Here is a 13,020-nt window from a genome sequence, read left to right on the forward strand (position 1 = left end):
TCGATGGCGACACGTCGGGATGAGCTGAACGCCTACTCCTTCGCGCGCAGGCGCACGGTGGCGGCGTTCTTGCAGCCATCGCCGCACGGTTCGGAGGAGGCCGCGCCGCGTCCCCTCAAGACCGTCCTGCCGAGTCTGGGCGTGGCGGTGCTGGTGCTCGTCGGGTTCGGGGCGTGGGGCATGCTCAGCCCGACCGCGCCGAAGGGCTGGGACGACCAGGGCAAGAACATCCTCGTCGGCAGCGAGTCGACGACGCGTTACGTCCTGGTGAAGACCAAGGGCGAGGACAAGGCCAGCCTGCACCCGGTCCTCAACCTCGCGTCCGCCAAGCTCCTGCTGAACGGCGAGAACCCGCAGGTCATCAAGATCAAGGAATCGGTGCTCGACGAGAGCAAGTACTCGATGGGCGCCACGGTCGGGATTCCGTTCGCGCCGGACCGGCTGCCCTCTCCTGATGACGCGGAGAAGGCCAAGGTGTGGGCGTTGTGTGAGGCGCCGGGCGAGGACGGGCAGCCGGTCAAGGCCACCTATGTGCTGGACCAGGGCGACTACAACGGCCTGCTGCACAAGGGCAACAAGGAACTGAACCAGCGCGAGGCGCTGTACATCGAGGGCCCGTCCGAGCCCGGCTCGGACGGGCCGCGGTACATGGTCACCGGTGACGGGCTGGCCTATCTGATGGGTGGCGTGGAGTGGAAGCTTCGGTCTGAGGCGGCGATGACGACGCTGGAACGAGCCATCTTCGGTGACGGCGTGCGGCCGCAGAAGGTCAGCGCGGACTTCATCAAGACGCTCAACGTGGTGGGCACCCTCGATTTCCCCACTCTCGCGGACGCGGGCACGGAGGCGAGTGTCGAAGGCCTCCTCCCCAACTACTCCAAGGTGGGCCTCGTCCTTGAGGCCGATGCCGGTACCCGGAAGCAGAAGTACATCGTGTTGAAGGACAGGGTGCTGCCTGTGTCTGACTTCGCGGCGCAGATGTGGTTGCGCAGCCCGTTCATCAGCTCTGTGTACGGCAGCCAGAACCCGGCGCCGGTCGAGGTCAAGTTCAATGACATCCAGCCGTCGGACGGCGAGTGGATGTCTCAGACGAAGTGGCCCGCGGAGCCGGTGATCCCGGCCAACACCAACCACTGGGAGAGGGGCGGCAACAGGGTCTCGTGCAGCATCTGGCATGGCCAGAAAGACCAGTACACGGGCCTGCCGCAGATGACGGTCTGGAACGGCCAGGAGTACCCGAAGGAGCTTGCCGGAAACGGCTCCAACACACACGTCTCGCCCGGCAGCGGCCTGCTGTTCAAGAGGATCACGGGAACCGACGCCGGTGGTGGCAGCACCTTCCTGGTGACCGACACCGGCCTGCGCTACTCGGTTCCCGCACGTAACGACAGCGCGGTGACCGGCGGTGAGAAGTCCGACGGCCAACAGCAGACCAACACCGCGCAGGTCCGGCTCGGGTACGGCAAGATCCGTCCGGTCGCGGTGCCTGCGGCCTGGGCGGACCTGCTCGCCGCGGGCCCGGAACTGAGCAGCGGCAATGCGCAGCAGGCGCAGGGTTCTTAACGGAGCCAGTGCGTGGTTTCCCGTGTCGGGGCCGTGTGGCTGAACAGCCTGACTGAGCAAGCTGGCTGAACAGGCATAGGGCCCTTACACCCATCACAAGGTCAACTCATCAAACGGTCAACGAACTGGCTTGTGAAAGAGATGAGTTGGCTTCATCGCGATCCTGCTACAGAGCCCATCCGATGTTCGTTCTGTCGTCGGATGCGACTAGAGTGGAACCAGACCAGACTGGATACGCCTCTCGCCGTCGGGCGTTGGCGGTCCGTGTGCGGGTCTGACAAGAACTCCTACGTCTCATGGGGGACACAACATGGCTGGACAGCAGTTCACCATGACCGAGGAGGAGATGGTCGCGTTCAGCGGCAAGATCTCCTCGGTCAACTCCTCGATTCAGGGCGAGATTCGCCGGCTGCAGACCGTGATCGACACCATCACGGGCGGCTGGAAGGGCTCGGCGGCAACCGCGTACAACAACCTGCAGTCGCAGGTGAACCAGGATGCCAACAAGATCAATCAGATCTTGAACGACATCAAGGAAGCGATCGACCAGAGCACCAAGAGCTACGCGGCTTCGGAAGAGGAGCAGCGCGCTTCCATCCAGAACATCGCCGCCTCGTCGCCGTTCGGATGATCGGCCCCGTGTGCCGCGCGCGGCACACGTCCGTGACCGACCATTCACACAACTGAGGAGAAGACATGTCCGGGCAAATCCTCGTCAATTTTGCCACGATCTCCCAGGCCTCTCAGGATGTCCGCTCGACGGCGAACAACGTCCGCCGTCAGCTGGACGAACTCGAGGCCGGCGTCAAGCGGATCGCTGCCAGCTGGGAAGGTGCGGCGCAGGATTCCTACCGCGCCAAGCAGACCGAGTGGGACCAGCGCGCCGCTTCCATGCAGCAGACGCTGGAGGCCATCGCCAAGGCTCTCGACAGCGCGGCCCAGAACTACCAGGCCACCGAGTCGAAGAACGCCCAGATCTGGGGCGGCTGACGTGATCGCTTGATGGGGGCGAGTGCGCGACAGCGTGCTCGCCCCCATTGGCGGTTGACGGGTCGCGCGGGGTCATCGGCCGGTCGCCGATCCGCACGGCCCGTACGGTCTGCGTGGCCTGTAGAGGAACAAAACGGGAGGACGTAAGAAGTGGGATCCGGGGCATCGCGCGCGGCGCGTCGGAGCGCCGCAGGTACCGCCGCGATGGCGGTCCTCGCCTGTGGGCTGCCCTTCGCGGGCGCTGCACCAGCTGCCGCCGCGGAACAGGTGCGGACCACCTTGGCCGACGACGGCGACGTGCGGTTCCAGGTCGACGACACCAGTTGCTCGTTCCCGTCGGACCCCATCAAGGGAACCCCCTGGTCCCTGCAGCGCATCGTCCTCGACCAGCTGTGGCAGGACACCAAGGGCAAGGGCGTCAAGGTCGCGGTCATCGACACGGGCGTCAACACCGTCAACGCGCAGCTCAAGGGCGGCGCCGTCGCCAACGGCATGGACTACTTGCACAAGGGCGGCACCGGCAAGTCTGACGAGGTGGGCCACGGGACCAAGGTGGCGGGCATCATCGCCGCCCGTCCGATCGACGACACCGGCTTCGTCGGCCTGGCCCCGGAAGCGACGATCATCCCGATCCGGCAGAACGACGATCAGGGCAGCGGCAATGTCGGCACGATGATCAAGGCCATCAAGTACGCGGCCGACGCCGGCGCCGACATCATCAACATCTCGCAGGACACGGCGTCGAAGATGGACCCCACGGTCGACGCCGGTTTCCGGGCGGCTGTCGAGTACGCCCAGGAGAAGGACGCCCTGATCGTCGCCGCGGCCGGCAACAACGGCGCGGACGGCAAGATCAAGGAGACGTACCCGGCGGCGTACGACGGCGTCTTGGCGGTCGCGGCCTCGGACCGCAACAACGCCCGCGCCCCCTTCTCCCAGTCCGGCAAGTTCGTGGGCGTCGCGGCACCCGGCATCGACATGGTCTCGACGGTCCCCGTGGGCGGCCACTGCGTCGACCAGGGCACGAGCTTCGCGGCCCCCTACGTCGCGGGCGTCGCCGCCCTGATCCGCGCGAAGCACCCCAGCTGGACCTACAAGCAGGTCATCACCCAGATCGAGCAGACCGCGGACCGCGCGAAGCCGGGCCGCGACGACTTCGTAGGCTGGGGCGTCGTCGACCCGGCTGCCGCGGTCAACGACGACACGACGGAGCCCTCCGAGGACGGCCCGAAGCCCGAGCAGGTCGGCGCCGTGGGCGATTCCGCCGACGTTGAGGCCGCGACTCTGGTTCTTGGGGAGTCTCCTCAGGAGCGGACGGAGCGGTACGCGCTGTACGTGCTGGCGGCCGGGTTCGCCGTGGTGCTTCTTCTGTTCGGGGGTGGTCGGGTCTTGAGTGACTGGCGACGCAAACAGGGCATGGGTAACAACGTGGAGTCAACGGGGAGCTGAGGATGGCTGAGCAGTACAAGGTCGATCTGAGTGAGATCGAGGGCACGATTGCGAAGCTCAATCGTGTCATCAAGGACATGACGACGTCCAAGTCGAGCTGCATGGGCAAGACGTACCTGCCGCAGGGCGCGCTTGGGACGGGCTTTGGTGAGGCTGAGGCGCTGTACAGCGCTCACGAGTCAATGAAGGAACGCCTCTACGAGATCGTCCAGCATCTGGAAGACGTGCTGGACGACTTCGGGCAGAAGACGAAGAAGACCCATGACGCGTTCGCTGACGCTGAGGCTCAGAACTACGCCGCTTTCAATGGGAAGTGACGAATGTTCTGCTACATGGAGATGAGGGGGCAGTAGCCATGGGCGGCAAGGACACCGACAGCTTCGGGTACGTCGACCCGCAGCAGTGCTTCGCCGAAAAGCACTCCACGCCATTCGGGGTGGATTTCGACATGGACCAGATGAAAGCCATGGTCCAGGACGCCGACCCGGTGGCCGTGAAGAGGGTGGCTGAGGCCTGGGAAGCCCTCAACAAGGACCTCGTCGGGGGTGGCGGGATCAAGGAGTCCCTCGACACCGCTGTCCAGCACGTCCTCGCCCACTGGGAGGGGGAAAGTGCGGACCTGTTCCGCCAGCGGGCGCAGTTCATCAGCCAGCAGGTCACCGACAGCGCGAAGTACGCCACCAACACGGCGCAGTCCCTCAAGGGTGCCGCTGCGGTCCTCGAGGATGTCAAGCCCACGATCATGGCGATGGAGAAGCCGAGCAAGCTCGCCAGCGGGGCGGACTTTGTCGGCAACCTGGGCGACCGGGACGGCGGTCCGGCTGCGGACAACGCCATCCGGGGCGGGGCCAGCTCTCAGCAAGCCCTCGACGACAACGCGGGTAGCTTGTCGGAGGGGAAAGAGCGCCAGCTCAAGATGGCTGCGCAGATGGAGATTCTGGGGGCGGCTTATAACAGCCGGGCTGCGGAGATGGGGTCGTGGGTTCCGAAGCCGAAGCCACCGAATGGTCACCGTAACGATGAAGACGGCTATCCCGGCGATCCCGGCGGTATTCCGCCTGCTGCCGTAGTGGTGCCGACGGGGAGCGCTCCTCGAAGCCCACAGGGGGCGACATCGGGTACTGCTCGCGGCGGCCAGGTCGGCACGATCAGTCCGTCGAAGCCTGTGGCTCCGCCCTCGGGCATCACGGGCGGCGCTCACAAGCCGGCCGCGCCGCAGCCCCAAGTCGGCACCGCGATTGACGGTGTCTCCGGCGGCCGCACCGTGGCCCCGACCGGCGGTGGCGTTGCACCGGTCGCGGGAGGATCTGCCAGCTCCGGAGGTACGGTCAATGGCGGCGCTGGCCTCGGCGGCGGTGTGGCTGGTGGCGCGGCTGGAGCGGGTGCCGCTCGCGGCGGCATGGCCGGTCGTGCCGGTGCTGCGGGCATGGCGGGTCGCGCTGCCGGCGGCGGCCTGGGCGGTGCCGCTGGCGCAGGTGCCGGCAAGGGCGGTGCCGCCGCCCGCACCGGAGGCATGGCTCGCCAGAGCGGTGGCGTAGTTGGCGGCACGCCCAAGGGCGGTGCGGGCGCGGGTAGGGGTACTGCCGGTGGTTCCGGCCTGCTCCGCAGCCGTGGTGCCGCAGGAGCGGGCGCAGGTGCTGTTCGCAGGGGCGGCATGGTAGGCGCCCCCGGTGCACGGACTGGTCGCCCCAACGACGAGGAACAGCGCGAGGGCGAGCGTCCCGACTACCTGGTCGAGGACGAGGAGACCTGGGCACCGCAGACCAATGCGGCGCCTCGCGTCATCGAGTAGTCGATTGGCGCTCACCGGCACGTGACAGGATGCGTGGGCGTGGCCTCTGGGCCACGCCCACGTTCGGTATGGGAGAGGAAGACGGAATGGCCTTCACGCGAACAGTGCGTGCTCTGGGCGCCACTGCACTGACGGGTGCGCTGATCCTGACGGCGGCTCCTGCTGCCTCCGCCGACCAGACCAGACGTGACCAGTGGGCACTGGATGCGCTGCAGGCCGAGTCCGTCTGGAAGGTTTCGAAGGGTAAGGGCGTAACTGTTGCCGTTATCGACACCGGTGTGAATGCGGATCACATCGATCTGAAGAACAGTGTCCTCCAGGGTAAAGACTTTGCTGATGGCGATGAGAATGCCTCTCCATCAGCATCGGATGAGAAGCCTGGCCACGGCACCGGAATTGCGGCAGTCATCGCAGGGCATGGGCATGGCCAAGGTGCAGCTGATGGCGTAATGGGGCTGGCTCCAGAATCCAAGATTCTCCCGATTCGGGATAACGTCCAGACTGACTACAGTTTTGCGGATGAGATCCGCTACGCAGTAGACCGAGGCGCTTCAGTAATTAATATTGCGGGCTTCGTCGGTGAGGATGATCCCGCAGACCGCGCGGCCGTTGCGTACGCACTAGAACACGATGTTTTGATTGTAGCGGCGTCAGGGAATGACGGGCGGCCCAATGAAATTTATTTCCCAGGCGAGTATCCAGGGGTCCTGACAGTCGGCGGTGTCGACAAAAGCGGTGAGGTTTGGCGGAAATCTAACTACGGTCCCGAAGTTCTGTTGACCGCGCCGGCGACGCGTATTGTGAGTGCATCATGGCCCGGCAATAAGCTCAGCATCGCTGACGGAACTTCGGACTCCACTGCCTTCGTGTCTGCAGCCGCCGCCTTGCTCCGCTCGAAGTTTCCCGACCTCACAGCGGGCCAGATCGCTAATCGACTGGTGAAGACCGCTGTCTTGCCGGACTCCGCCAAGGGGCTTTCCCTCCCGGATGAGAAGTACGGCTACGGCTCCATTCGCCCGCTCGCCGCACTGACGGAGGACATTCCCGCGGGCTCGAAGTACGGACCGCTCAAGGCCCCAGCGTCCGCGTCTGCGAGCCCCTCCGCTGCTCCAAGCACGGGCAAGTCCGACGCCGACTACGCCGCAGAAACCGAAAAGGCAGACCAGAAGCAAATGCTGTTCTTCGCCCTCCTCGGCGTCATCGCCCTGGCCGTGATCGGCCTGATCGTCCTCCTGATCGTGAAGCGGTCCCGGCGCAACAAGAACAACAACGGCGGACCCGGCGGCCCTGCCGGCTACCCGCAGTACGGCCAGCAGCCCTTCCCGCCCCAGCAGAACCCGTACCAGCAGCAGGGTGCGCCGCAGCAGCCGAACCCCTACCAGCAGCAGTCCACTCCGCCGCACGGCCAGTGGCCGCCCCAGCAGTAGCGCGTACAGCAGCACGCTGATGTGGTGATACATGGATGCAGGCATGCAAGGCCTCCCGAACAGCTCATGGATGTCGAATCCATCGAGCGTCGGGAGGCCTTGTTGCTGGTACCCCGCGGTTGATCACAAAGGCGACGGAGCCGGAGGGCCTCGGGCCAGGAGGCCCGAGCTGCTAGGGGGAGTGTGTCGGAGCCTCGCGGTCGGCGAGTGCGCCGGCGGTAGAGGCAGGCGGCCGTTCCGAGGCGTGTTGGAGTCGTGCGCCTCGGCTTTCGGCGATGAGTAGGGCGTCGCCGAGGGCCTGGGCGAGTTGCTTGGCGAGGTGCCGTAGCTGGGTGTTCGGAGCGGTGGGCGTGGCGAGCAACTCCCACGCCTGCTGATGGAGCTGTTCCGCGAAGCGGAGTTGTATGGCCTCGACGCGGTCGGCGATCCGGGAGAGAGGCCCGTTACCGGTGCCGTCCTCGATGAGGTAGCAGCGCTGGCCGAGGGAACCGGTCCAAGGGAGGAGACGGGTTCGGGGCTCGGATGCCTCGGGGAGATCGTCTCCGTCTCCTGTTTCTGCCGGTTTGATATGGATCATCAGCCGACCTCCATTCCGTGCATGTGGCGGGCACCGATGCCGTACGTCGCCAGCCACAAGGTTCGGCGCCTTGCACGTTGCTCGGTGGTGAGGACGTAGGGGCGCACAGGGGAGGTGGCGGCGCCGTCGAGAGGTGTGTCGGTGGCGTAGGTGCCGGGCGTTCGGCGGTACGCAGGCTTTGGTTCTTGGCGGCATGCGGCAGCGGGTGGCGCGTGTCCGGCGCGGTGACGGCCACGCGGGGCGAAGAGGAGGGTGAGCACGTCACGGGCTCGGAGGAGCAGGTTGGTCATTCGTCAACTTTCCTTGTTCTTGGGGGCCTTGGGGCGGGTCTCGCAGTCGGCGCAGATCTGTACTGCCCAGCCGAACCGGCCTCCGTCGGGGTGCTGGGTGTAGGCGTGTCCGCCGGGCCTGAGCTCTCGTCCTCCGCCGCAGCGGACGCAGGCCAGGCCGTACAGGCGGCGCCAGGACTCGTGGGGTAGGCGGAGGGGATCGTGGGTGCCGGTACGGAGGTCGGAGGGTTTATAGATCGTCATGCTCGACTCCAGGGGCTACCGGGCACGGACGGGTCTAGGCGCGCAGTGTCATCGTGCGATTGCTGTGGGTAGCGCACTTGTCGAGTATGGCATTGTTCATCTCGCCATGTGAATCTCACGACGAAAGTCTCAGGTTGCTTGCGCGTTCTGCTGACGTTGAAGGCCTTCGTCGCGACCGGGAGAATGGCTCGACCTGCACGGAGGGAAGGGCATGACAGTGGGGCCTACAACTCGCCGCCGCCAACTGGGAGCTGAGCTTCGCAGGCTGCGCGATCGCAAGGGGATGACGCTGGAGGCCGCTGGACAGGCCGTCGGCATCTCGCGTGCCACGGTGAACCGGTACGAGTCCAACCAAGGACCGGTGAAGTGGATCGTGGTGGAAGGCCTGTGCCGTGCCTATGACGCGGCGGACGAGGAGCGTGAAGCAGTCGTCGCGCTGGCCAAGTCAGCCAAGGTGCAAGGCTGGTGGAAGGGCTATGGCGACGCGATCCACGACTGGCTCACACCGTTCCTGACCCTTGAGGATGAGGCGGTGGAGGAGTGCCACTGGGCCAATGCGTACGTACCAGGTCTGCTCCAGACCCGTGCGTACGCCGCGGCCGTCATCCGGGCCGTGGAGGCCAGGGCTGACGAGGAAGTCATTCAGCGGATGGTCGACGTACGAATGAAACGGCAGGAGGTACTGAAGCGGGAGACGCCACCGCATGTCTGGGCGATCGTCGATGAGGCAGTGGTGCGTCGTTGCGTCGGCGGACCCGCTGTGATGACCGAGCAGCTTCAGCATCTGCGCACGAGCAGCCGTTCCCCGCATGTGACCTTGCAGGTACTCCCGTTCGACGCCGGAGCACACGCGGCGGAGAGTACGGGCTTCGTCATCATCCGCGGGCCGGAACCGTCGCTCGACGTGGTGCACATGAGCAATCTCAGCGGTGCCCTGTACCTCGAGAAGGAAGTCGAGTTGGAGCGGCATAAGGTGGTGTTCGAGTACTTGCGATCGCAGGCTCTGAGCACCAGCGACACCACGCGGCTACTCGGAACTCTGGTCAACGAATTCACGGAGCGCGCAGGCAGGGAGCCATGATGACCGCACCTGGCAGAGATATACGTGGGCGTCTCTGGGGCAAGTCTTCGTACAGCGGTGGGGCCGGCAGTGACTGCGTCGAGTTGGCCTTCGGAGGTGATGGGACGGTCGGCGTGCGTGACTCGAAGGTGGTCCCGGGTCCGCTCCTGTCCGTCAGTGGCGAGGCGTTCGCTGCCTTCCTCGACGGAGTCCAGCACGGTCGGTTGGATTGTTCGGTCTGATAGGCATCGTGCAGGTCCGCAGGGTGCGCACGCGGAATCACCCGGGTCTTCCCGCGAACTGGTGCCACCTCGTGGGGTGGGGTCTGTGTAGTTGCGGCGTTGGCCGGCGATGATCGCGAGCCTGCGTGACGGCAGGCTCGCCGCACTGTGTAGTTTTTCGGGGTCGGTGGTGACGAATTCGGGTTGCTCGGCTTGCGTTACACCAGGGGCGCGTCAGATTGTCGAGCGGCCCGCCGTCAAGCGGTGAGGCGCCCAAAGGAAGATCCGGTACTGTTCGGCCTGATTGGCATGTCCTTGCTTAGTGATCGAGTCTGCCGCTTGATCGGCGTGAGCACTCACGCCGTACGGATGAAGAATGTGAACCCGCAGGCGAGTGAGCGAGGCAGGCGTGTCGGCCGTCGTTGTCAACGGGGATGGGATACGGGGATGAGTAGCCCTTTCGATGCGCCACAGCACAGTGGAACTGCGCGGATGCAGTTGAACTCGCTACCTGCGGAGGGCGGTGGTGGTGGCGGGGGGAGTGCCAGCGGGACCGCCAAGGTCGACACCCAGCGTTTGGACGGGGCCGCTAACGCCCTGGTCGAGCTGCGCGGTGACACCGAGAACGTCGACAACGCCGCGGACGACGACTGCCTGAGCGCCTCCAGGGGCCTGAACAAGCACAGCGCCGGGGGTATGGCCGAGGCGGGTTCCTGGGCCACCGCCGGTTCTCTGGTGACCATGGACGTCCGCTGGGGCGACCAGGTCCTCAACCTCAAGCGCATGCTGCAGGACATCAGCGACAAGCTCCACACCACCTCCGGCCACTACACCCGTGCCGAGCAGGAGGAGCGGGCCCGCCAGACCTCGATCTCTCCTTTCGGATAGGCCGGGCACCGGGCGGCCGGAGCGCTGTCCGGGGCAGTCCACAAGCCGGACCGAAACCCCATTCCCCGTCCCCGGGCGGGATTAGGAGCTGTCGCACATGGTGTCCATCCCCTACCTCGACAAGGCCGACCTCGTCCCGCTGGCCGACGCCGCCGCTTCCTGGAAGGCATTGCCGGCCAAGTACGAGGGCCTGCAGCGCGAGTTCGAGCAACGAGTCATCAATCACCTCAAGGGTCACTGGGAGGGCGACGCAGCCGAAGCGGCCTTCGCCACCATGGCCAAGGCCCGTACGGAGTACGAGAACGCCGCCACCGAGGCGGAACGCATAGGCAAGCTGCTGCAGGACGCCCACACCGAGTTCGCGGCCTTCCAAAAGCAGCTCCGCACCCTCCTCGACGAGGCACGTAACGACAAGTACAAGGTCCACGACGACGGCAAGATCGAAGACGTCGACTCGCGGTGGGACAGTCCGACCGCGTCCGCGTCCCCGGGCTTCGCCACCGAACGCAAGGAGAAGCTGGACTCGCTCGTATCCCGGCTGACGCGGATCCTCGAACAGGCCACCGCCGCCGACGAAGCCGCCAGCGCTGCTCTGGAGCGTGACGCCAACGGCGACAGCCGCTCCTTCAACACCAGCGTCTACACCAGCCTCGACGCCGTCGAAGTCGACCAGGCCGTGAACCTCGCCAACAAAGGCGAGAACATGTCGGACGCCGAGCTCGACAAACTGAATCGCATCCTTCACGCCAACAGCAAGGACCCCGACTTCACCACCGGGTTCTACGACAAGCTCGGCCCCAAGAAGACTCTCGACTTCTATGCCAACCTCACCGCCCAGGCAGGCGACGAGCCGGACTCGAGGCGCTTCAAAGAGGTCCAGGAGCTGCAGAAGAACCTGGGCTACTCCCTGGCCACCGCCACCGACCCTGGCGAGGACCCGCACCTGTCCGAGAAGTGGAACGAGGAACTGCGCGCCCAGGGCGCCCAGAAGATCACGGTCAGCGACAACACCGGCTACCCATACCAGCCGTACGGGTACCAGGTCCTCGGCGGCATCCTCCGGTACGGCGAGTACGACTCGAGCTTCCTCACCCCCATTGCCCAGCACGCGGTCTCCCTGGAGGCCAAGAACCCGGACATGTGGATCGAGAACTCCCCCCGCGGCTCGCTGAATGAAAACGTCACGTCCAACCCCTCCGGGAAAGGCGGCGACGGCTTCGATCCCATGGCAGGCATCCTGGAAGGCCTCGGCCACAGCCCCGACGCCGCCGAGGCCTTCTTCACCGGCGATGTGGTCGCCTACAACGAGGACGGCACCGTCGACGGGAACGGCACCGTCAAGGTGGACTACGGCGACGGGGAGAAGGACGTCTCCTCCTATCTGGACTACTTCACCGACTCCGAGCGTGACTGGCTGCCCGACACAGCCAGCCGCGACCTTGAGGAAAGCGCCAAGGCCACCCAGCATGGGCCCGACGCGCTGGGTCACGCACTTGAGGCCGCGGTTTCCGGGCGTGCGTACGACGACGCTGACGCGGCATCGGTCAAGCACTCCGGGGAGCAGGCCGCGCTCATGCATGACGTGGTCGAGAAGTTCGGCAACAACACGGATCTCATCAGTGAGAAGGACGGCGGCGCGCTGACCCCGATGACCGACAGCCTCGGCAACATGACGGCCGAGTACATGTGGGACGTGCAGAAGGCGATGGCCGGAGGGAGCGACAACTTTCCCACATATGGGGAAGATTCCGGACTCGGGAATCTCAATAATGGTCCGCTGTCCGACTTCCTCGGTGCAGTGTCCAAGGACCCCGATGCCTACGGTGCGATCGGTAACGCGCAGCAGGCGGTTACTACCCAAGTGGTGACGGGGGCACTTGAAGGCCGCACAGGTGACGACGTACCGACGGAGAAGATCAAGGACTTGGTCGCTCCGGGGGCCCTCATCAGCGGCATCATGGAGGAATCCCGGTCCCAGGCTGTCTACGACGAGAAGATCGCCACTGACAAGGAGTTCAACGACGGGCTGGCCACGGGAGACAAGTGGGTCGGCCGGGTCATTGGAATGGGCACGAGCAAGATCCCGATCGCGGGGGATGCGGTCGGCTGGGTGGTGGAAGACGTCCGGTCGTCGGTCGTCGAGCACTACACCCGTGACTCCAGTGGTGAAGCCAGCGACGAAGCGCGGCACGAGCTGGAATCCAAGCGGGAGACCGGAGCTCAGGCAATCAAGGACGCGACCGCGGTCGCCGGCCGTGAGGCAGGCCTCACCGAAAGGCAGATCACCGACCTCGGGGACGCGGTGTATCACCAGGCCAACCTGGACTATGGCGATGGCCGGGACCGAGCCCGTGGCTTGTAGTTCCCGGCTTCGTCTTCCACTACTTCTCAGGGTTGTATCCCGTCAGGGGCGAGAAAACAGAGGTGCGTAGCAATGGGTGGTTCGAATAAGGGCGCCGACGTTGGGAATTCCCGCCCTCGTCATCTAGGGCGGTGGATAGCGGTCGTTGCAGGCGCTGT

General features: G+C 65.5%; 14 protein-coding genes. 11 read left to right on the top strand and 3 right to left on the bottom strand.

Going from position 1 to position 13,020, the window contains the following annotated elements; all coding sequences use genetic code 11:
* Positions 1 to 3 precede the first annotated feature (3 nt).
* The 7 genes from eccB to mycP (ACIA8X_RS21485) all read left to right on the top strand — a co-directional run bounded on the left by eccB (position 4) and on the right by mycP (ACIA8X_RS21485) (position 7,221).
* On the top strand, positions 4 to 1,563 hold the full coding sequence (gene eccB, locus ACIA8X_RS21455; protein WP_393450238.1) for a type VII secretion protein EccB: 1,560 nt from the start codon (positions 4 to 6) through the stop codon (positions 1,561 to 1,563).
* A gap of 310 nt (positions 1,564 to 1,873) precedes the next feature.
* On the top strand, positions 1,874 to 2,194 hold the full coding sequence (locus ACIA8X_RS21460; protein WP_093911577.1) for a WXG100 family type VII secretion target: 321 nt from the start codon (positions 1,874 to 1,876) through the stop codon (positions 2,192 to 2,194).
* A gap of 65 nt (positions 2,195 to 2,259) precedes the next feature.
* Complete coding sequence (locus ACIA8X_RS21465) at positions 2,260 to 2,553, top strand: WXG100 family type VII secretion target (protein WP_393450235.1); 294 nt, start codon at positions 2,260 to 2,262, stop codon at positions 2,551 to 2,553.
* A gap of 204 nt (positions 2,554 to 2,757) precedes the next feature.
* Positions 2,758 to 4,002, top strand: a complete 1,245-nt coding sequence (gene mycP, locus ACIA8X_RS21470; RefSeq protein WP_393450232.1) for a type VII secretion-associated serine protease mycosin — start codon at positions 2,758 to 2,760, stop codon at positions 4,000 to 4,002.
* Positions 4,003 to 4,004: 2 nt separating this feature from the next.
* Complete coding sequence (locus ACIA8X_RS21475; protein WP_393450229.1) at positions 4,005 to 4,319, top strand: WXG100 family type VII secretion target; 315 nt, start codon at positions 4,005 to 4,007, stop codon at positions 4,317 to 4,319.
* 38 nt (positions 4,320 to 4,357) lie between these two features.
* The gene (locus ACIA8X_RS21480; RefSeq protein WP_393450226.1) at positions 4,358 to 5,794 is read left to right on the top strand and encodes a WXG100 family type VII secretion target; all 1,437 of its coding nucleotides are present in this window, start codon (positions 4,358 to 4,360) and stop codon (positions 5,792 to 5,794) included.
* An 86-nt stretch (positions 5,795 to 5,880) separates the two neighbouring features.
* Positions 5,881 to 7,221 (top strand): type VII secretion-associated serine protease mycosin, encoded by a 1,341-nt coding sequence (mycP, locus tag ACIA8X_RS21485; protein WP_393450223.1) that lies wholly within the window; start codon positions 5,881 to 5,883, stop codon positions 7,219 to 7,221.
* A 172-nt stretch (positions 7,222 to 7,393) separates the two neighbouring features.
* Here mycP (ACIA8X_RS21485) and ACIA8X_RS21490 read toward each other — a convergent pair whose 3' ends face one another.
* Genes ACIA8X_RS21490 through ACIA8X_RS21500 form a run of 3 tightly spaced genes read right to left on the bottom strand, consistent with a single transcriptional unit; the run spans position 7,394 to position 8,331 of the window.
* Positions 7,394 to 7,798 (bottom strand): hypothetical protein, encoded by a 405-nt coding sequence (locus ACIA8X_RS21490; protein ID WP_399458885.1) that lies wholly within the window; start codon positions 7,796 to 7,798, stop codon positions 7,394 to 7,396.
* Entirely contained in the window at positions 7,798 to 8,088 is a 291-nt protein-coding gene (locus tag ACIA8X_RS21495; RefSeq protein ID WP_393450217.1) for a hypothetical protein, read from the bottom strand. The genes ACIA8X_RS21490 and ACIA8X_RS21495 overlap by 1 nt, the downstream gene beginning before the upstream one ends.
* Positions 8,089 to 8,091: 3 nt before the next feature.
* The gene (locus ACIA8X_RS21500; RefSeq protein WP_393450214.1) at positions 8,092 to 8,331 is read right to left on the bottom strand and encodes a hypothetical protein; all 240 of its coding nucleotides are present in this window, start codon (positions 8,329 to 8,331) and stop codon (positions 8,092 to 8,094) included.
* A gap of 211 nt (positions 8,332 to 8,542) precedes the next feature.
* On the opposite strand from ACIA8X_RS21500, the gene ACIA8X_RS21505 reads away from it, so the two are divergent.
* The 4 genes from ACIA8X_RS21505 (at position 8,543) to ACIA8X_RS21520 (ending at position 12,862) form a co-directional block, all read left to right on the top strand.
* Complete coding sequence (locus ACIA8X_RS21505) at positions 8,543 to 9,412, top strand: helix-turn-helix domain-containing protein (RefSeq protein WP_393450211.1); 870 nt, start codon at positions 8,543 to 8,545, stop codon at positions 9,410 to 9,412.
* Positions 9,412 to 9,633, top strand: a complete 222-nt coding sequence (locus ACIA8X_RS21510; RefSeq protein WP_399458904.1) for a DUF397 domain-containing protein — start codon at positions 9,412 to 9,414, stop codon at positions 9,631 to 9,633. Before ACIA8X_RS21505 ends, ACIA8X_RS21510 begins: the two co-directional genes overlap by 1 nt.
* A 471-nt stretch (positions 9,634 to 10,104) precedes the next feature.
* Entirely contained in the window at positions 10,105 to 10,500 is a 396-nt protein-coding gene (locus ACIA8X_RS21515; protein WP_393450205.1) for a hypothetical protein, read from the top strand.
* A gap of 97 nt (positions 10,501 to 10,597) precedes the next feature.
* Complete coding sequence (locus ACIA8X_RS21520) at positions 10,598 to 12,862, top strand: hypothetical protein (RefSeq protein WP_393450202.1); 2,265 nt, start codon at positions 10,598 to 10,600, stop codon at positions 12,860 to 12,862.
* Positions 12,863 to 13,020: the final 158 nt, after the last annotated feature.

The organism is Streptomyces sp. NPDC051738, assembly GCF_044453205.1.
GTDB lineage: Bacteria > Actinomycetota > Actinomycetes > Streptomycetales > Streptomycetaceae > Streptomyces.